Origin of the sequence: Kitasatospora sp. NPDC085464, from assembly GCF_044541955.1 — a bacterium.
GTDB lineage: Bacteria > Actinomycetota > Actinomycetes > Streptomycetales > Streptomycetaceae > Kitasatospora.
The window spans coordinates 30,900-47,910 of the sequence record NZ_JBITTM010000031.1 but is presented as its reverse complement, the minus strand read 5'-3'; the positions used below and the strand labels follow the sequence as shown (position 1 = coordinate 47,910).

Annotated in this window: 14 protein-coding genes; 8 read left to right on the top strand and 6 right to left on the bottom strand. The window is 73.1% G+C overall.

Annotated elements, in window-relative coordinates; all coding sequences use genetic code 11:
* Positions 1-69: 69 nt before the first annotated feature.
* Positions 70-1,677: an ABC-F family ATP-binding cassette domain-containing protein gene (locus ACIGG8_RS26355; protein ID WP_350524358.1), complete on the bottom strand. Its 1,608-nt coding sequence runs from the start codon at positions 1,675-1,677 to the stop codon at positions 70-72.
* Positions 1,678-2,212: 535 nt separating this feature from the next.
* Between ACIGG8_RS26355 and ACIGG8_RS26350 the strand changes: the two genes are divergently transcribed.
* From ACIGG8_RS26350 to ACIGG8_RS26335, 4 genes are all read left to right on the top strand, one after another.
* Positions 2,213-3,433 (top strand): hypothetical protein, encoded by a 1,221-nt coding sequence (locus ACIGG8_RS26350; RefSeq protein ID WP_396551269.1) that lies wholly within the window; start codon positions 2,213-2,215, stop codon positions 3,431-3,433.
* A 105-nt stretch (positions 3,434-3,538) separates the two neighbouring features.
* A complete protein-coding gene (locus ACIGG8_RS26345) occupies positions 3,539-5,176 on the top strand; it encodes an ABC-F family ATP-binding cassette domain-containing protein (protein ID WP_396551267.1) in 1,638 nt (545 codons plus the stop codon).
* 154 nt (positions 5,177-5,330) lie between these two features.
* Positions 5,331-5,951, top strand: coding sequence for a nitroreductase family protein (locus ACIGG8_RS26340; protein WP_396551265.1), 621 nt, complete (start codon positions 5,331-5,333; stop codon positions 5,949-5,951).
* Between the two features lie 376 nt (positions 5,952-6,327).
* A complete protein-coding gene (locus ACIGG8_RS26335; RefSeq protein WP_396551263.1) occupies positions 6,328-6,906 on the top strand; it encodes a GNAT family N-acetyltransferase in 579 nt (192 codons plus the stop codon).
* Between the two features lie 69 nt (positions 6,907-6,975).
* On the opposite strand, the gene ACIGG8_RS26330 is transcribed toward ACIGG8_RS26335, so the two are convergent.
* The gene (locus ACIGG8_RS26330) at positions 6,976-7,929 is read right to left on the bottom strand and encodes an aldo/keto reductase (RefSeq protein ID WP_396551261.1); all 954 of its coding nucleotides are present in this window, start codon (positions 7,927-7,929) and stop codon (positions 6,976-6,978) included.
* Positions 7,930-8,072: 143 nt separating this feature from the next.
* The gene (locus ACIGG8_RS26325; protein WP_396551259.1) at positions 8,073-8,720 is read right to left on the bottom strand and encodes a GDSL-type esterase/lipase family protein; all 648 of its coding nucleotides are present in this window, start codon (positions 8,718-8,720) and stop codon (positions 8,073-8,075) included.
* A 295-nt stretch (positions 8,721-9,015) separates the two neighbouring features.
* Here ACIGG8_RS26325 and ACIGG8_RS26320 point away from each other — a divergent pair, with 295 nt between their 5' ends.
* From ACIGG8_RS26320 to ACIGG8_RS26310, 3 genes are all read left to right on the top strand, one after another.
* Positions 9,016-9,612 carry a choice-of-anchor C family protein gene (locus ACIGG8_RS26320; RefSeq protein ID WP_396551257.1) on the top strand — a complete coding sequence of 199 codons (597 nt, stop codon included), beginning with the start codon at positions 9,016-9,018 and terminating at the stop codon, positions 9,610-9,612.
* 236 nt (positions 9,613-9,848) lie between these two features.
* Positions 9,849-11,381 (top strand): carbohydrate binding domain-containing protein, encoded by a 1,533-nt coding sequence (locus ACIGG8_RS26315; protein WP_396551255.1) that lies wholly within the window; start codon positions 9,849-9,851, stop codon positions 11,379-11,381.
* Positions 11,382-11,542: 161 nt separating this feature from the next.
* Complete coding sequence (locus ACIGG8_RS26310; protein WP_396551253.1) at positions 11,543-12,982, top strand: SDR family oxidoreductase; 1,440 nt, start codon at positions 11,543-11,545, stop codon at positions 12,980-12,982.
* Between the two features lie 34 nt (positions 12,983-13,016).
* On the opposite strand, the gene ACIGG8_RS26305 is transcribed toward ACIGG8_RS26310, so the two are convergent.
* Together ACIGG8_RS26305 and ACIGG8_RS26300 are read right to left on the bottom strand one after the other, a co-directional pair.
* Entirely contained in the window at positions 13,017-13,454 is a 438-nt protein-coding gene (locus ACIGG8_RS26305) for a hypothetical protein (protein WP_396551251.1), read from the bottom strand.
* A 132-nt stretch (positions 13,455-13,586) separates the two neighbouring features.
* Positions 13,587-14,330: an SDR family oxidoreductase gene (locus tag ACIGG8_RS26300; protein WP_396551249.1), complete on the bottom strand. Its 744-nt coding sequence runs from the start codon at positions 14,328-14,330 to the stop codon at positions 13,587-13,589.
* Positions 14,331-14,442: 112 nt separating this feature from the next.
* Here ACIGG8_RS26300 and ACIGG8_RS26295 point away from each other — a divergent pair, with 112 nt between their 5' ends.
* Entirely contained in the window at positions 14,443-15,162 is a 720-nt protein-coding gene (locus tag ACIGG8_RS26295) for a TetR/AcrR family transcriptional regulator (protein WP_396551247.1), read from the top strand.
* A 1,225-nt stretch (positions 15,163-16,387) separates the two neighbouring features.
* Here the strand turns inward: ACIGG8_RS26295 and ACIGG8_RS26290 are convergent.
* A complete protein-coding gene (locus tag ACIGG8_RS26290; RefSeq protein WP_396551245.1) occupies positions 16,388-16,957 on the bottom strand; it encodes a hypothetical protein in 570 nt (189 codons plus the stop codon).
* Positions 16,958-17,011: the final 54 nt, after the last annotated feature.

Here is a 17,011-nt window from a genome sequence, read left to right as displayed (position 1 = left end):
GTGCTCGCCGGGGACGCCCGGGCCGACCAGGGCGCCCAGCAGCAGCGTTGGCGGCCGCAGCCGTCCCCGCTACATCGGATCCACCGCCCGCAGGTCGCCGTCCAGCTCCAGCCACCTGGTCACGCCCAGGCCGCGCAGGAACGGCAGATCGTGGCTGGCCACGATCAGCGCGCCCCGGTAGGCGGCCAGCGCCTGGGTGAGCTGGCGGACGCTGGCGAGGTCCAGGTTGTTGGTCGGCTCGTCGAGCAGCAGCAGCTGCGGCGGCGGGTCGGCCAGCAGCAGGGCGGCCAGGGTCGCGCGGAACCGCTCGCCACCGGAGAGGGTGGCGGCCGGCTGGTCGGCCCTGGCGCCGCGGAACAGGAACCGGGCGAGCCGGGCGCGGATCGCGTTGTCCCCCGCGGCGGGGGCGAACAGCTTGACGTTCTCCACCACGCTGAGCTTCTCGTCCAGCAGGTCGAGCCGCTGCGGGAGGTGCCGCAGCGACACCGGAGCGGTGATCTGCCCTTCCAGCGGGGCGAGTTCGCCCGCGATGGTGCGCAGCAGGGTGGACTTGCCGGCCCCGTTGCGGCCGACCAGGGCGATCCGCTCCGGCCCGCGCAGGTCGAGCTCGGCGGTGATGCCGTGCGGCAGCCGGACCTTCTGCAGGGTGAGCACCGTGCGCCCGGCCGGGACTTCGGTGCGCGGCAGGTCGATCCGGATCTCGGCGTCGTCCCGGACGGCCTCCTCGGCCTCGGTGAGCCGCGCCTTGGCCTCCTCCAGCCGCTCGGTGTGCATGCCCTGGAGCCGGCCCGCCGTCTCCTGGCCCTTGCGCTTGAGCATGCCCCGGAAGATGTGCGGGTCGTTGCGGGTGACCGAGCGCTTCTTTCCGTACGCGGCGCTGCGGTCCAGGCGGGACCGGGCGTCGACCAGGTCCCGCTTCTGGCGCTGGACGTCGGCCTCGGCGCTGCGCAGCAGCCGCTCCGCCGTCTCCTGCTGGGCGGCGAGGGTGCGCTCGTAGGCGTCGAAGTTGCCGCCATACCAGGTGACTTCGCCGCCCCGGAGGTCGGCGATCTGGTCGACGTGCTGCAGCAGCTCGCGGTCGTGGCTGACGATCAGCATCACGCCGTGCCAGCCGGCCACCGTCTCGTAGAGCCGCTCGCGGGCGGCCCGGTCGAGGTTGTTGGTGGGCTCGTCCAGCAGCAGGACGTCGGGGCGGGCCATCAGCAGGGCGGCCAGTCGCAGCAGCACCGCCTCGCCGCCGGAGAGTTCGCCGGTGGTGCGGTCGAGGCCGAGGCGGCGCAGGCCGAGCCGGTCGAGCGTGGCGCGGGCGCGCTCCTCGACGTCCCAGTCGTCGCCGACGGCGTCGAAGTGCCGCTGGTCGGTGTCGCCGGACTCGATGGCGTGCAGGGCCTCGCGGGCGGCCCGGATGCCGAGCGCCTCGTCCACCCGCAGGGAGGTGTCGAGCGTCAGGCCCTGGGGCAGGTAGCCGAGTTCGCCGTCGACCCGGACGGTGCCGCCGGTCGGGGTGAGGTCGCCGGCGATCAGCCGCAGCAGGGTGGACTTGCCGGCGCCGTTGAGCCCGATCAGGCCGGTGCGGCCGGGGCCGACGGCGAGGTGGAAGCCGCTCAGGACGGGCTTGCCGTCGGGCCAGTCGAACGCGAGGTCGGTGCAGAGGACGGCGGTGGTGGGTTGTGCCATGGAGGCCTCCCGAAGGTGGTTGCCGAAGGGGTGATGAGCAACACGGGGAGACACCGCGGGTGCGGGGACCGGTACGGCCGGCGGGGACGAGGAGGGGTGGCGTCACACCGACGATCGCCGCGGATCACAGAGGATCACGGAGGATCACGGAGGATCACGGAGCATCGATCGTGGGGGATCGCGGATCGCCACCGGGCCGTGACTGAGGTCGCGCACTCGCGCACCACGCGGCAACAGTGCCTGCGCGGCGGGGCGGTGTCCCGGAGCCTCAGTAGATCAACGGCCTACTCCTTGTCTGGTTGGCGACCCGGACCACGCTAGGCACGCCACGGGACGCGTGCAACCGGTTTTCCGGCCCCGACGGAGGCTCCGTGCCGATCCCGTAGCGATCCGGTGACAGCTTCGTCCCGGTCGGGGGTGGGTGTAAGGAGATCCTCATCCGCATGGCAGACTCCTCACCTGCCATACACGCGGCCCCGGGCCGTGCCCGAGGAGAAGGGCCGTATGGCGGAAGTCAACAGGGGGATTTGAACTCATGTCACCGATATCCCGGCCGAGCCGTGCCGTCCTGGGTGCCTCCGTCGCCGCGCTGACCATGGTGGTCGCGACCGCGTGCGGACCGGACAACAGCGACCCGGTGACCGGAGCCCAGACCACGGCTCCCTCGGTCGCGGCCAGCGCCTCCGGCAAGCCGGGCGCGGCGCCGATCAAGCTCCCGACGCTCGACGAGCTGAAGACCTGGAAGCTTGAGGACTGGGACAAGTGGGCCCAGGCGAACGTCATCACCCCGGCGGTCAAGGGCTACTGGACCCTGCAGAAGCTGCTGAACGCCAAGCCGAAGCCGCTGCCGCAGGCCCCGGCCCAGGACCCGACGCAGGCGCCCGCCCAGCCGACCGCGCAGCCCACCAGCGCGGCCCCGGCCCAGCCCACCGCCGCGCAGCCGCCGACCGGCCCGGACCAGATGCCCGCCGTGGTTCCGGCGAAGCCCGTCGCGCACCCGTTCCCGAAGAACATGCACGTCAACGGCAAGATCTTCTTCAAGGACGGCGACGAGGACTACGTGTGCTCCGGCACCGTCGTCTCCGACCCGGCCAACCCGGGCAAGAGCAACCTGGTGTGGACCGCGAGCCACTGCCTGCACGGCGGCAAGGGCAACAAGTACTACACCGACATCACCTTCGCCCCGGCCTTCAACAGCAACGGCGTGCTGAGCAACGGCAACAAGCAGAAGTCCAAGCTGGACGACGCCGAGCCGTACGGCGAGTGGGGCGCGACCGCCGGCATGGTCTCCCCGCAGTGGACCGGCGAGGCCGACCCGGAGCACGGCGGCCCGTGGAGCCAGTACGACTTCGGCATCATCAAGGTCGCCAACCCCGACCCGAACGGCAAGTCGCTGGAGGAGACCGTCGGCGGCTCGGTGCCGCTGTGGTTCAACGCCCCGCGCGACCAGATCGCCTCCGTCGCCAACTACGGCTTCCCTGAGGGCAAGCCCTTCGACGGCGTCGAGCTGGAGCACTGCGACGGCGGCAAGCCGTCCAAGAAGACCGGCGACCCGAGCCGCCCGGCGATGCTGCTGATCGGCTGCAACATGACCGGCGGCAGCAGCGGCGGCGGCTGGTTCGCGACCAAGGACGGCAAGCCGGCCCTGGTCAGCGACACCTCCATCGGCAACGGCGCGAACACCTACGAGGCCGGTCCGTACCTGGAGGACGTGGCCCAGCACATGTTCGAGTACTTCTCGAAGAAGGCCAAGTGATCCACGGGGGATGATCCCCACCGGTCCCGGGGGCCGCGGCTGCCACAGCCGCGGCCCCCGGGCTTTTCCCGTGTCGGCCCCGCTCCTCCTACAATCGGCCCCATCATGAGCGCGACACTCGTAGTCAAGGACCTCAGCGCCGGTCACGGCGAACGCACCCTCTTCTCCGGCCTGGACCTGGTCATCGCCCCCGGCGACGTGATCGGCCTGGTCGGCGTGAACGGCGCCGGAAAGTCGACCCTGCTGCGGCTGCTGGCGGGCCTGGACACCCCCGAGGGCGGCTCGCTGCGGCTGAGCCCGGCCAGTGCCAACGTCGGCCACCTCCCGCAGGAGCCGGAGCGGCGCGAGGGAGAGTCGGTGCGCGCGTTCCTGGCCCGCCGCACCGGCGTGGCGGCCGCCCAGGCCGCACTGGACGAGGCCACCGAGGGCCTGGTCGAGGGCCGGGCGGGCGCCGACGACGCGTACGCGGTGAGCCTGGACCGCTGGCTGGACCTCGGCGGCGCCGACCTGGAGGAGCGGGCCGAGGAGGTCGCCGACTCGCTCGGGCTGAAGGTCTCGCTCGACCTGCCGATGACCGCCCTCTCCGGTGGCCAGGCCGCCCGGGCCGGCCTCGCCTCGCTGCTGCTCTCCCGCTACGACGTCTTCCTGCTCGACGAGCCCACCAACGACCTCGACCTGGACGGCCTGGAGCGGCTGGAGTCCTTCGTCAAGGGCCTGCGCGCCGGCACCGTGGTGATCAGCCACGACCGCGAGTTCCTGGCCCGCACCGTGACCAAGGTGCTGGAGCTGGACCTGCACCAGCAGCAGGTCAACCTGTACGGCGGCGGCTACGAGGCGTACCTGGAGGAGCGGGCGGTGGCCCGTCGGCACGCCCGCGAGGAGTACGAGGAGTACGCCGACACCAAGGCCGGGCTGGAGGCCCGCGCCCGGATGCAGCGCGGCTGGATGGAGCACGGCGTGCGCAACGCCCGCCGCAAGTCCTCCGACAACGACAAGATGGGGCGCGCGATGCGCGCCGAGTCCACCGAGAAGCAGGCCTCCAAGGCGCGCCAGACCCAGCGGATGATCGAGCGCCTGGACGTGGTCGAGGAGCCGCGCAAGGAGTGGGAGCTGCGGATGGAGATCGCCACCGCGCCGCGCTCCGGCTCGGTGGTCGCCACCCTCAACGGGGCCACGGTGCGCCGCGGCGACTTCGCCTTCGGCCCGGTGGACCTGCAGATCGACTGGGCCGACCGGGTCGCCATCACCGGAGCCAACGGCGCGGGCAAGTCCACGCTGCTGGCCGCCCTGCTCGGCCGGCTCGAACTCGACGGCGGCGGCGCCTCGTTGGGCTCCGGCGTGGTGGTCGGCGAGGTCGACCAGGCCCGCGGACTGTTCCTCGGCGGGGAGCCGCTGGTGGAGGCCTTCTCCGCCGCCGTGCCGGAGCTCGCACCGGAGGACGTGCGCACCCTGCTGGCCAAGTTCGGCCTCAAGGCCGTGCACGTGCTCCGCCCGGCCGGCACCCTCTCCCCCGGCGAGCGCACCCGGGCCGCGCTGGCCCTGCTGCAGGCCCGCGGGGTCAACCTGCTGGTCCTGGACGAGCCCACCAACCACCTGGACCTGGCCGCGATCGAGCAGCTGGAGTCCGCGCTCGGCTCGTACACCGGCACCCTGCTGCTGGTGACGCACGACCGGCGGATGCTGGACACCGTCGCGGTGAACCGGCGGATCGAGGTCCGGGACGGTCGGGTGCACGAGCTGTAACCCGCGCCCGGCCGATGGCGGCCCCTCCGGAATTGGTCTCTACCTCTTCCCGGAGGGGTCGTCATGTGCTGTGCTGTCGGCCATGGTTGACAGTGCAGAGCGCGCGGAGAGCGCCGTGGCGGGGACGCCCCACCCGACCGTCCCCCTCACCCCCATGACAGTCCCGGCCCACGAGGCCGAGGCCCGCAGCAAGTCCTTCCACGAGGTGATGGCCCGGCGCCGCACCGTCCGCGACTACGCCACCCGCCCGATCCCGGACGGCGTCCTGGAGTGGGCCGTCCGGACCGCGAGCACCGCGCCCAGCGGCGCACACGTCCAGCCCTGGCGGTTCGTGGTGGTCACCGACCCGGAACGCAAGCGGCGGCTGCGCGAGGCGGCCGAGGCCGAGGAGCGCGAGTTCTACGCCCGCCGGGCGTCGGCGGAGTGGCTGGCCGCGCTGGCGCCGATCGGCACCGACTGGCGCAAGCCGTTCCTGGAGGACGCGCCGGCCGTGATCGTGGTGTTCGAGGTGCACAAGGGGCCCGACTCGCCGCGCCCGTACTACACCAAGGAGTCGGTGGGGATCGCGGTCGGACTGCTGCTGGCCTCGCTGCACCAGGCCGGGCTGGCGACACTGACCCACACGCCGAGCCCGATGAGGTTCCTCAACGAGGTGTGCGACCGTCCGGCCGAGGAGCGGGCGGCGTACGTGATCCCGGTCGGCTACCCGGCCGAGGGGGCTCGGGTGCCGGACCTGCGGCGCAAGGAGCTCGACGAGGTGATGGTCCGGCTCTGACGCGCCGGGGGCGGCGACCGGGCGCCGAGGACGCGCCGGCACGCCGGGGCGCGGCCCGGCACCGGGCTCCGCGACCGCGCGCGCCCGCCGTCCGGGGGGCCGGGCGGGGGTCGAATGGTGACAGGTCCGGGCCAAGGACATAATCGCCGCCATGAGCCAAGCACAGCCACGGTCCTGCGGCCCGGCACCGACCGGGCAGGCACCGAGCGGGCGGGCACCGGCCGCCGGACGGGCCCGGACGACCGGACCGGGGCAGGCGGTCGGACCCGGGCACGGAGCCGGACCGGGGCAGGCGGTCGGACCGGGGCACGGAGCCGGACCGGGGCAGGCGGTCGGACCGGGGCAGGGGCCCGGACCGGCACCGATCGCGGCGGAGGTGACCACCGGGCGGCCGCCCGAGCTGCTGCGGCTGCCCGGCGGCCTCTGGCTGCGCCGCCGGCGCAGCACCCACGCGGTGGCGCTGAACCGGGCCGTCCGCGCCAACCTGGACCACCTGCGCCCCTGGCTGGAGTGGGCGGCCGAGGCCCCGACCCGGGCGCGGACCGCCGAGCTCACCCGGGCCGGCTCCGCCGCCTGGGAGGCCGGCACCGACTTCATGTACCTGGCCGGCCTGGACGCCGAGCCCGGCGACGTGATCGGCGCCTTCGGCCTGCACGCGCGGATCGGCCCGGGCGCGCTGGAGCTCGGGTACTGGGTCGCCGCCGGGCACGTCGGCCGCGGCATCGCCACCACCGCCACCGGGGCTCTGACCGAAGCCGCGCTCGCCCTGCCCGGGATCACCCGGGTGGAGATCCACTGCGACCGGGCGAACGCCGCCAGCGCGGCCGTCCCGCGCAAGCTCGGCTACCGGCTGGAGCGGGTCGCCGCGGTTGCCGTCCGGGCACCGGGCGAGACCGGCCGGCAGCTGGTGTGGGTCAAGGAACGGCCCCGGGCCGACCGGGACACCGACCGGTAGCGCCCCGGCCGGCGGTGCCGCACCCGACCGGCCGGTGCCACACCGGCCGGTCGGCAGCGCACGGAGCGGTCAGTAGCGCCCGCCGGTCGGCGCCGGCAGACCGTCCAGCTCGGCGAGGTCGGCCGGCGAGAGCACGACGTCGGCCGCGCCCACGTTGTCCGCCAGGTAGCGCGGCGTCCGGGTGCCCGGGATCGGGAAGACGTACCGGCCCTGCGCCAGCACCCAGGCCAGCGCCACCTGCGCGGGTGTGGTGCCGAGCCGCTCGGCGACCTCCCGGACCTTCGCGACCAGCGCCAGGTTCGCCTTGAGCGCGTCCTGCTGGAAGCGCGGCAGCCGGCGGCGGAAGTCGTCGGCGGGCAGCTCGTCGAAGGAGGAGATGCTGCCGGTCAGGAAGCCGCGGCCGAGCGGCGAGAACGGCAGGAGGGCGATGCCCTGCTCCTCGGTGTACGGCAGGACCTCGGCCAGCGCGTCCCGGGTCCACAGGGACAGTTCGTTCTGCACGGAGGCCACCGGGTGCACCGACTGGGCCCGCCGGATCTCCTCGACGGTCACCTCGGACAGGCCGATGTGCCGGGCCTTGCCCGCCGCCACGATCTCGGCGAACGCGCCCCAGGTCTCCTCGATCGGGACCTCCGGGTCGACCCGGTGGAGCTGGTAGAGGTCGACGTGGTCGGTGCCCAGACGGCGCAGGCTCTCGTCGATGGAGCGGCGCACGTGCTCGGGCCGGCCGTTGCGCTCCATCTGGCCCTCGCCGCCCGGGACGATGCCCACCTTGGTGGCCAGGAAGGCGCGCTCCCGGTACGGGCCGGCCAGCGCCGCACCGACGACCTCCTCGTTGGTGTACGGGCCGTACATGTCGGCGGTGTCGATCAGGCCGACGCCGAGGTCCAGCGCCTGCCGGATCACCCGGACGGAGTTCTCGTCGTCCCGGTTCTGCACGTCGTAGGCCCAGGTCATGCCCATGCAGCCGAGACCGATGACGCCGATCTCCGGGCCGTTGGTACCGAACGTGGCGTTGCGCATGACGGTGCTCCCATCGTGGTTCGTGTGCTGGTTCGTGTGCTGGTTCGCGCGGTTCGCACGGCGGTGCGCGCACCCCGCCCGGTTGCGTGGGGCGGTTCGCGGGTTCGCGTGCTGGTCGGCGCGGTGATGCGTGATCAACTCCTTCAGCATTCACCTTGGAGTGCACTCAAGGTCAAGTCCGTTCCGATCCACTCACGGAACCCGCCCGCCAGGACCAGCTCCGCCAGCCGCCCGTACCCTCCCGCGCCCGGGTGAGCGCCGTCCGCCGCTCCGGCCTCGGACACCCACACCGGATCGGCCGCCAGCGTCTCGGTGACGTCGACGAACGGGACCTCGAACGCGGCGCAGGTCGCGGCCAGTTGCGGGACGAGGCCGCGCAGCCGGTCGAGGTGCGCCGCCCCGTCGCAGACCACGGGCGGCGGGCCGACCACCAGCGTGCCGAGGCCGAGTGCGCGGGCGCCGCCGAGCAGGGCGGCGAGGTTGTCGAGCGTCCCGAGGGGCGGCACGCGTGGCGCGCCGTCCTCCTCCGTCGCGTCGTTGGCGCCGACCGAGACGACCAGCCGGTTGTCCGCGCCGGGAACGGTCCTCGCCTCGACCTCGGCCTGCCAGCGGCGCCGCACCTGCGCCGAAGTGTCGCGCCTGACCCCGAGGTTGAACGCGGTGGCGCCCGGCGCGGCCGCCTGCAGCACCCGGCCGACCCAGCCGCGGAACTCCGGGTCGCCGAGGCCCTGGACGAAGGAGTCGCCGAGGAAGCAGATCCGCGGACCGTCGAAGGCTGTTCGTATGGTCATCGGCCCACCGTAGGGGTGCGAGCGGGGCGCACGCTTCCGGTTTCACCACCGGGTAGAACGAGCCCGCCGTCGACGGCGCGAGCTTCGTCCCCGGACTTTCCACCGGGCCACCGCGGGTGACGCTGCGCCAAACCGGCGCGCAGGCGCCCGCCCACGGATCTCCCGCACCACCGGGCGCCGCCCGTCCGGCCTTGGCAGGACTCACCGCGACGGTCGACGCTCTGTGCACAGCCGATCATCGGCTCGTCGTTCCATCACCAGGCTCGTCAGTTCACAACCGATTGGGGACCAACCCATGCAGCTCTCCCGCACCCGTGTCGCCGCCGTCGCCCTGCTCGCGGCCACCGCCACCGCGCTCGCCGTCCCGGCCCAGGCCGCCGGCGGGACCCGCGCGCTCAGCCGCTTCGACGACGGCAGCTTCGAGTCGCCCAAGGCCCCGGCGGGCTCCTTCACGAACCTGGCCACCGGCCAGACCATCGGCCCGTGGCGGATCACCGCCGGGAACATCGACCTGATCGGCGCCGGCTTCTGGCAGGCCGCCGAGGGCGACCAGTCGGTCGACCTCAACGGCGGCACCGGCGGCACCATCGCCCAGACCTTCACCACCACCCCCGGCACCACCTACTCGGTGACGTACGCGCTGGCCGCCAACCCCGCGGGCGGACCGGCCGTGAAGACCGGCAAGGCGCTGATCGACGGCCAGGACTTCCAGGACTTCTCCTTCGACTCCACCGGCAAGACCATGGCCGCGATGGGCTACGTGGGGCGGCAGTTCAGCTTCGTCGCACAGAACTCCTCCACCACCCTGACCTTCACCAGCACCGTGGCGGGGGCGTACGGGCCGGTGCTCGACGACGTGCAGGTGAAGGAGTGCAAGCCGTGCTGCAGCTGACCGGCCGGGGCCCGGAGCGCCACCCGACCGGCCTCCGCGAGTCGCCTCCTTAACCCTCCCTAAAACCTGCCCTCGGCGAGGCGTCCGGCGTGGGGAAGTGCTTGACGTGCACAGCTGGTCTAGTCCAGTTTGATGCTCAGCACCGCGCTCCCCCCACCGGACCACCCCAGGCCGCCGCCCGCCCGTGTCTCCCCCCTCGCGGCGCGGGCGGCCACCACGTCCCGAGAGGCACCCCCATGCCCAGCGCGCCCCAGCACGCCCCCACGCACCGCCGCCCCGCCCGCCGGACCACCCTGCTGAGCCTCGTCGCCGCCACCGCACTGGCCGCCGGCGGCCTGGCCGTCCTCGCCGGGAACGCCGGCGCCGCCGACGGCAACCTGCTCGCCAACGGCGGCCTGGAGAGCGGCGCGCTCAGCCCCTGGAGCTGTTCCGCCGGCACCGGGAGCATCGCCGGCACCGGTGCGCACGGCGGGACGTACGCACTGAAGGGGGCCGTGAGCGCGAGCGACACCGCTCAGTGCAGCCAGACCGTCAGCGTCCTGCCGAACACCCGGTACAGCCTGAGCGCCTGGGTGCAGGGCCGGTACGTCTACCTCGGCGCCACCGGCAGCGGCGTCACCGACCCGGCCACCTGGACCCCGGGCGGCGCCGACTGGCAGCAGCTGTCCACCGGCTTCACCACCGGGCCGGCCACCACCAGCGTCACCGTCTACCTGCACGGCTGGTACGGGCAGGGCGGCTACCTCGCCGACGACATCGCGTTGACCGGCCCCGGCGGCACCCCGACCACCCCGCCGCCCGGTTCGGGCACGCCGACCCCGACGAGCACGCCCACGGGCACGCCCACCGGCACCCCGACCGGCGGCCCGAGCACCCCGCCGCCGAACGTCGCGCTGCCGGTCGCCCCCTACATCGACATGGGCGCCTGGCCCACCCCGTCCATGCCCGCCCTCTCCAAGGCCGGCAACCTCAAGGGCTACACGATGGGCTTCGTCACCGGCGTCGGCTGCAAGGCCAGCTGGTTCAACGCCTACGACCCGCGCACCGGTTGGGCCAAGGACCAGGTCGACGCCCTGCGCGCGGCGGGCGGCGACGTCAAGGTCTCCTTCGGCGGCGCCAGCGGCACCGAACTCGCCGCCGCCTGCACCTCGGTGGACTCGCTGTTCGCCGAGTACGACGCCGTGGTGAAGGCCTACGGGCTGCGCTATGTCGACTTCGACATCGAGGGCGCCGCGATCGCCGACACCGCCGCCAACGACCGCCGCTCCGCCGCGCTCGCCAAGCTGCAGCAGGCCCACCCCGGCCTCAAGGTCTCCTTCACCCTGCCGGTGCTGCCCGAGGGCCTGACCGCCGAGGGCGCCGCCATCGTCAAGTCGGCCCGCGACGCCGGGGTCGACACCGACCTGGTCAACATCATGGCAATGGACTACTACCGGAGCGGGACGGACTACGGCAACGCCGCCGTCCAGGCCGCCCAGTCGCTGTTCGGCCAGCTCAGGGCGCTCTACCCGGCGAAGACCGACGCCCGACTGTGGGCCATGGTCGGCGTGACGCCGATGATCGGCGAGAACGACGACCACCAGGTCTACAACCAGGCGGACGCCCAGCAGTTGGTGACCTTCGCCCAGCAGAACCACCTCGGCCTGCTCGCCTTCTGGGACGCCACCCGGGACGCCAACGCCTGCACCGGCGGCTCGCTCTCCAAGTGCACCAACATCCCGCAGCAGCCGTACGAGTTCGCCAAGATCTTCAGCCAGTACGCGGGCTGACCCCCGCGGCACGACCGGGGTGCCGGCCGCCCTTCCCGGGCCGACCGGCACCCCGGCGTCCCCGGGAGCCCCGCCGGCGGCCGACCGGAGAAAATTGGCATCTCATCGTCCCGGACCGTCCACTACAGTCCCACCCACCTGTACGGCACGAGGGGGCGGACATGACGGTCCGGGACGACCACGACCAGCTCGACACGATCCATCCGACCGGCGAGGCGGCACTCGCGGCGGGTGTGACCGCGGAGGAACTCGCCGCGTTCAGCCGCACCCTCGGCCGGCTGCGGGCGCTCCCCTGGACCGACCGGACCCGGCTTCACGTCGAGAGGCAGATCGGCTCCTTCGTCATGGAGAGCCGCAAGCTCCGCCGCCAGGAGGCCAAGGAAGCCGTCCGGCAGGCCGACGCCGAGCTGCTCACCGCCACCGCGACCGGCAGCCGGCACCGCCGCGAGGACGCACCGCTCACGACGCTCGCGTCCGGGGGCGGGCCCGTCGGCGAACTGCAGATCCCGCGCAAGTGCTACGTCTGCAAACAGGCCTACCGCCAGGTCGACGGGTTCTACCACATGCTCTGCCCGGACTGCTCGGCCGACAACACCGCGCGCCGGGGCCTCAGCACCGACCTGCGCGGGCGTCGCGCCCTGCTCACCGGCGGACGGGTGAAGATCGGCTTCCAGCTCGCGCTGATGATGCTGCGCGACGGCGCCGAGCTGATCGTCACCAGCCGCTTCCCGCAGGACACCGTCCGACGCTTCCGCGCCGCCGAGGGCAGCGAGCACTGGTGGGAGCGCCTCACCGTGGTCGGCATCGACCTCCGCGACCCGCGCCAAGTCATCGGACTGACCGAGCAGTTGCGTGCGGACGGGCGCCCGCTCGACATCCTCGTCAACAACGCCGCCCAGACGCTGCGCCGCCCGCCCGAGTCGTACGCCCTGCTGGCCGCCGGCGAGCAGGACGCCCTGCCCACCGCAGACCGCCGGGTGATCAGCCACGCCCCGGGCTTCCTACCCCTCTCCGGCGGTGCCCGACTGCCCTCCGGCGCCGGATCGTTGGTCGGGATGGGAAACCTGGGCGAACTCGGCGCCGGCACCGACGAGGCCGGGCTGCTACCCGACCTCGCCCCCGACAACTCCTGGTCCGCCAGGCTCGGTTCGCTCGACCCGGCGGAGGTCCTGGAGACCCAGCTGGTCAACGCCCTGGCCCCGACGCTGCTCTGCGACCGACTGCTGCCCCTGCTGCTGGCCTCCCAGCACCCCGCCCGCTACATCGTCAACGTCACGGCGGTGGAGGGCCGGTTCGCCGTACGCAACAAGACCGCCCGGCACCCGCACACCAACATGGCCAAAGCCGCGCTCAACATGCTCACCCGCACCAGCGCCGCCGAACTCGCCCCGCAGGGCGTGCACATGTGCGCCGTCGACACCGGCTGGATCACTGACGAGAACCCGGCCCCCAAGAAGGCCCGCCTGGCCGAACGGGGCTTCCGCACGCCGCTCGACATCGTGGACGGCGCGGCCCGCGTCTACGACCCGATCGTTCGGGGCGAGGCGGGACACCCGGTGTCGGGGGTGTTCCTCAAGGACTACCGGGTCGCGGAGTGGTGACGAGCCGGGCCCACCGGCGGCCCGGTGCGGCTGCTCAGGTGTCGTAGCAGCCGCACCAGGGGGCGTGGAAGCCCAGGCCGTCGGGCTGGAGCTCGGCGGTGAAGCGGTCGGCCTCGTCGTCGTCCTCTTCGTGCTCGCCGTCCTCGCCGTCTTCCTCGATGACGAGGCGGAACAGCACGCCGTCGAACCGGACTTCGAACGGGGCGATCGCGATGCTCCCGTACTCCCGACCAGGCAGGGCGTCGAGCCACTCCTCCAGGAGCCGCCGGGCCTCGGGCCCGGTGCCCGCGGCCCGGATGGCCGAGTCGAGGTGCTGCCCGGCGGAGTCGAAGCGGTGCAGCACCGCGTACCACTCCGGCCGGTCGACCGGCCCCGTGACGGAGGCGAAGAACGCGCCGCCCCACCAGCGCCCGATGGTACGGGTGCGCCCCTCCGGCTCGTGCCGGATCGGGATCAGTTCGGGAACGCTCACGGTCGAACCGTACGGAGGACCTGTGACAACGGCCCGGCCGGGGGAGTTCCCCCGGCCGGGCCGTCCGGCGTTCTGAGCGCTGTCAGCCCTCGGCACTATCAGCCCTCGGCGCCATCCACGCTGTCAGCGCTGTCAGCGCCCGGTGGGCAGGTTGGCGCCGCCGGTGCAGTCGAACACCACGCCCGTCACGAAGGTGTTGGCGGCCAGCATGTGGATCGCCCGGGCGACGTCCTCGGCGCGGCCGACCCGGCCGACCGGGGTGGTGGCGGCCAGCCCCTCGAAGAGCGCGGTGCGCTGCTCGACCGGGACGCGGTCCCACCACGGGGTGTCGATGACGCCGGGCGAGACGGCGTTGACCCGCAGCGGGGCGAGCTCGACGGCCAGCGGCGGAACCATCGCCTCCAGCGCGCCGTTGATGGCGGCCAGTCCGGCGGTGCCGGGGATGGCGGCGCGGGCGGAGGCCGCGGTGATCAGGGTGACCGAGCCGTCCTTGCGCAGGTGCGGCAGCGCGGCCTGCAGGACGCGGACCTGCGGCCAGAACTTGGCGTCGAAGCCGGTGGCGAGGTCGGCCAGGTCGAGCTGGGCGAACGGGCCGCTGCCGGCCGCGCCGCTGACCGCGACGACCAGGTGGTCCACGGTGCCCTCGTCGGCGAAGAACGCGGCGAGTGCGGCCGGGTCGGTCGCGTCCAGCCGGCGACCGGTGGTCTTGCCGCCGATCCGGGCCACGGCGGCGTCGAGCCGCTCGCGGTCACGGCCGGTGACCACGACCTCGGCACCGTCCGCCGCGAAGGCGGTCGCGGCCGCCTCGCCGATGCCCGAGCTGCCGCCCATCACGACGACGCGCTGTCCGGCGAAGAGGTTTGACGCAGTGCTCATGGCGGTGGGGCCTTTCGACTTGTCGAGACTGTCGGTTCTGGCATTGATATTTGTCGAGACTGCTAGTCTTGTCAAGCGGGGGCAAGGAAACGGGGCCGACGAGAGGGAGACCATGAGCGACACCGAACCCCGGGCGGAACGGGCGGAACGGGCGGAACAGCCTGCGCAGGCAGTCCGGGCAGTGCGGGCAGATCGGGCACAGCAGCCGGAACACACGGACCAGACGGACCAGACGCCCGAGCAGACCGCGTCCACCCGCCCGCACACCGGACGCCGCCGCAACGAAGCCGCCCACCGGGCGATCCTCGACGCCGCCCTCCACCTGCTCGCCGACTCGGACGGCACCCCGGTCACCATCGACGCCATCGCCCGCACGGCCGGCGTCGGCAAGCAGACCGTCTACCGGTGGTGGCCCTCCAAGGGCGCCGTCCTGCTCGACGCCCTCACCGACCGCGCCGACCAGGACGTCCGCGGCCCCGACACCGGCACGCTGCGCACCGACCTGCACGCCTTCGTCGCCACCACCTTCGACGCCGCCCAGCGCAGCACCACGGCCTCCGCCCTGCGCACCCTCGTCCGCGAAGCCGCCCGCGACCCGCACCTCGCCGAACTCATGCAGACCTTCACCGCCACCCGCCGCACCGCCCTGCGCGAGCTCCTCTCCCGCGGACGCGAACGCGGCGAACTGGCCGACGATGCCGACCTGGAGCTGATCGTGGACCAGGTCTACGGGGTGTTCTGGTACCGCTTCCTCCTCGGGCACGCCCCACTGGACGCGACGACGGCCGAGCACCTCGCCGACTCCCTGCTCACCGGAAACGCTGCCGACTGACCCCCACCACTGCCAGTGCCCCGCCCCCGGCCCCCAGCCCCCGGCTGCGCAGGAAGTCGGCCCGCCCGACTTCCTGCGCAGCACCGCACCCCCGCAGCACGCGCCCGGCGAGGAGGCCACGCCGGCACCACTGGATCAGCCCGCTCGGAATATGAAGACCGGTCTACATATGGGCCCTGCTCGCGGCGGCAAACCGCACGAAAAGTCGATCGGCCCGACTTCCTGCGCCGTCCTCGCCACCCTCGCCGTGCGGCGCCGAGAGGAATATGACGACCGGTCTACATAGCCTGTCCGCAAAGGTGCCGCACGCACAAGAAGTCGGCCCGTTCGACCTCCCGCGCAACGCCTGCGGCGCGCCGAGCAGAATATGACGGTCGGTCTACATATTCGCCCAGCCCAGGCGATGCACCCACGCACACGCGCAGGAAGTCGGCCTGGTCGACTTCCTGCGCAATGCTCCGCGGCAGGCAGGCGGCGGAGCAGAAGCATGTAGCCCGAGCGTCATATTCCTCCCCCTTGCCTATCCCAACGGCACCTGCGCGGGAAGTCGGGTGGGCCGACTTCCTGTGCAGGCGCCTCCCGGGCTCTCGGGGCGGAGGGCAGAAATATGTCGGGCGGTCTACATAGTGGACCGGGCGGGGCCTGTGCCGGGGGTGGGGCGGCGGCGGTGGTAGGCGCAGGCGAGGGCCAGGGCGATCGGGCCCCAGAGCATGCTGGGCGAGGTGCAGACCCGGGCCAGGGCCTGCCACCATCGCCGCCCCAGCCCTTCGACGCGCCCGGCTGAATATGCCGGTCGGTCTACATATGGTCCCCGGCCGGGCGATGCGGACGCACAGGAAGTCGAACCAGCCGACTTCTCGCGCACCAGCCTGTGGCGCGGCAGGCAGAATATGACGGTCGATCTACATATTCGCCCGGCCCAGGCGATGCCCGTATGCATGCACGCACACACACGCGCAGGAAGTCGGCCTGGTCGACTTTCTGCGCGATGCTCCGCGGCAGGCAGTCAGTCACGCAGGCGGCGCGGTGCCCCGCAGGGCGGCCGCCCACAGTTGGCCAGGGCGGTCCGGCCGCTCCGACGGGGCCGGGGAAATATGTAGACCGAGCGTCATATTTCCTCCTCTTCCCATCGCAACGGCGCCTGCGCAGGAAGTCAGGCGGGCCGACTTCCTGTGCAGGCGCCTCTCGGGGTCTCGGGGCGGGCGGCAGGAATATGTCGGGCGGTCTACATAGTGTCCCTGGCGGGGCCAGGGCCGGGGCGGGGGTCGAGAGTGGGGCGGCGGCGGTGGTGGTAGGCGCAGGCGAGGGCCAGGACGATCGGGCCCCAGAGCATGCTGGGTGAGGTGCAGGCCCGGGCCAGGGCCTGCCACCAGCCGTTGGAGTACGCGACCTCCTCGAAGCCGAGGACGCCGAGCCAGGCGAGGGGCATGGGATCGAAGAGGGCGACGAGCGCCAGCCCGCCGAGGACCGCCGGGGCGACGGCGGCGAGCCGCGGCACCCGTCGGCCCCGGAGGAACGGAACCCAGGACGGGAAGACCTCGCCCCATCCACTGACCAGCCCCAGGGTGAGCAGCGCCAGCGCCTCGGTGAGCACGCTCAGGCCGATCACGTACGGCGTGGCCCACCAGGTGAAGGCCGGGGCGGCCGGGTCGATCGTCCCCATCCGGAAGTCCACCGCGAACGGCAGCCGCCACAGGCAATGCGGCAGCACCACGAATGGGAGCGCCCTGGCCAGGCGAAGGGCCCAACGGGGGACGGGGCGTTCGGTGTCGCCCAGCGGAATGTTCGTCAGCATGCGTCCACCGTCGCCGACAGCACCGGTGCCCCGCCTCGTCCGCCCGAATCGACC

Excerpts from the sequence above, each read along its gene's own strand:
- ACIGG8_RS26355 (WP_350524358.1), bottom strand. The coding sequence starts at position 1,677 with ATGGCACAACCCACCACCGCCGTCCTCTGCACCGACCTCGCGTTCGAC.
- ACIGG8_RS26350 (WP_396551269.1), top strand. The coding sequence starts at position 2,213 with ATGTCACCGATATCCCGGCCGAGCCGTGCCGTCCTGGGTGCCTCCGTC.
- ACIGG8_RS26345 (WP_396551267.1), top strand. The coding sequence starts at position 3,539 with ATGAGCGCGACACTCGTAGTCAAGGACCTCAGCGCCGGTCACGGCGAA.
- ACIGG8_RS26340 (WP_396551265.1), top strand. The coding sequence starts at position 5,331 with ATGACAGTCCCGGCCCACGAGGCCGAGGCCCGCAGCAAGTCCTTCCAC.
- ACIGG8_RS26330 (WP_396551261.1), bottom strand. The coding sequence starts at position 7,929 with ATGCGCAACGCCACGTTCGGTACCAACGGCCCGGAGATCGGCGTCATC.
- ACIGG8_RS26325 (WP_396551259.1), bottom strand. The coding sequence starts at position 8,720 with ATGACCATACGAACAGCCTTCGACGGTCCGCGGATCTGCTTCCTCGGC.
- ACIGG8_RS26320 (WP_396551257.1), top strand. The coding sequence starts at position 9,016 with ATGCAGCTCTCCCGCACCCGTGTCGCCGCCGTCGCCCTGCTCGCGGCC.
- ACIGG8_RS26315 (WP_396551255.1), top strand. The coding sequence starts at position 9,849 with ATGCCCAGCGCGCCCCAGCACGCCCCCACGCACCGCCGCCCCGCCCGC.
- ACIGG8_RS26310 (WP_396551253.1), top strand. The coding sequence starts at position 11,543 with ATGACGGTCCGGGACGACCACGACCAGCTCGACACGATCCATCCGACC.
- ACIGG8_RS26300 (WP_396551249.1), bottom strand. The coding sequence starts at position 14,330 with ATGAGCACTGCGTCAAACCTCTTCGCCGGACAGCGCGTCGTCGTGATG.
- ACIGG8_RS26295 (WP_396551247.1), top strand. The coding sequence starts at position 14,443 with ATGAGCGACACCGAACCCCGGGCGGAACGGGCGGAACGGGCGGAACAG.
- ACIGG8_RS26290 (WP_396551245.1), bottom strand. The coding sequence starts at position 16,957 with ATGCTGACGAACATTCCGCTGGGCGACACCGAACGCCCCGTCCCCCGT.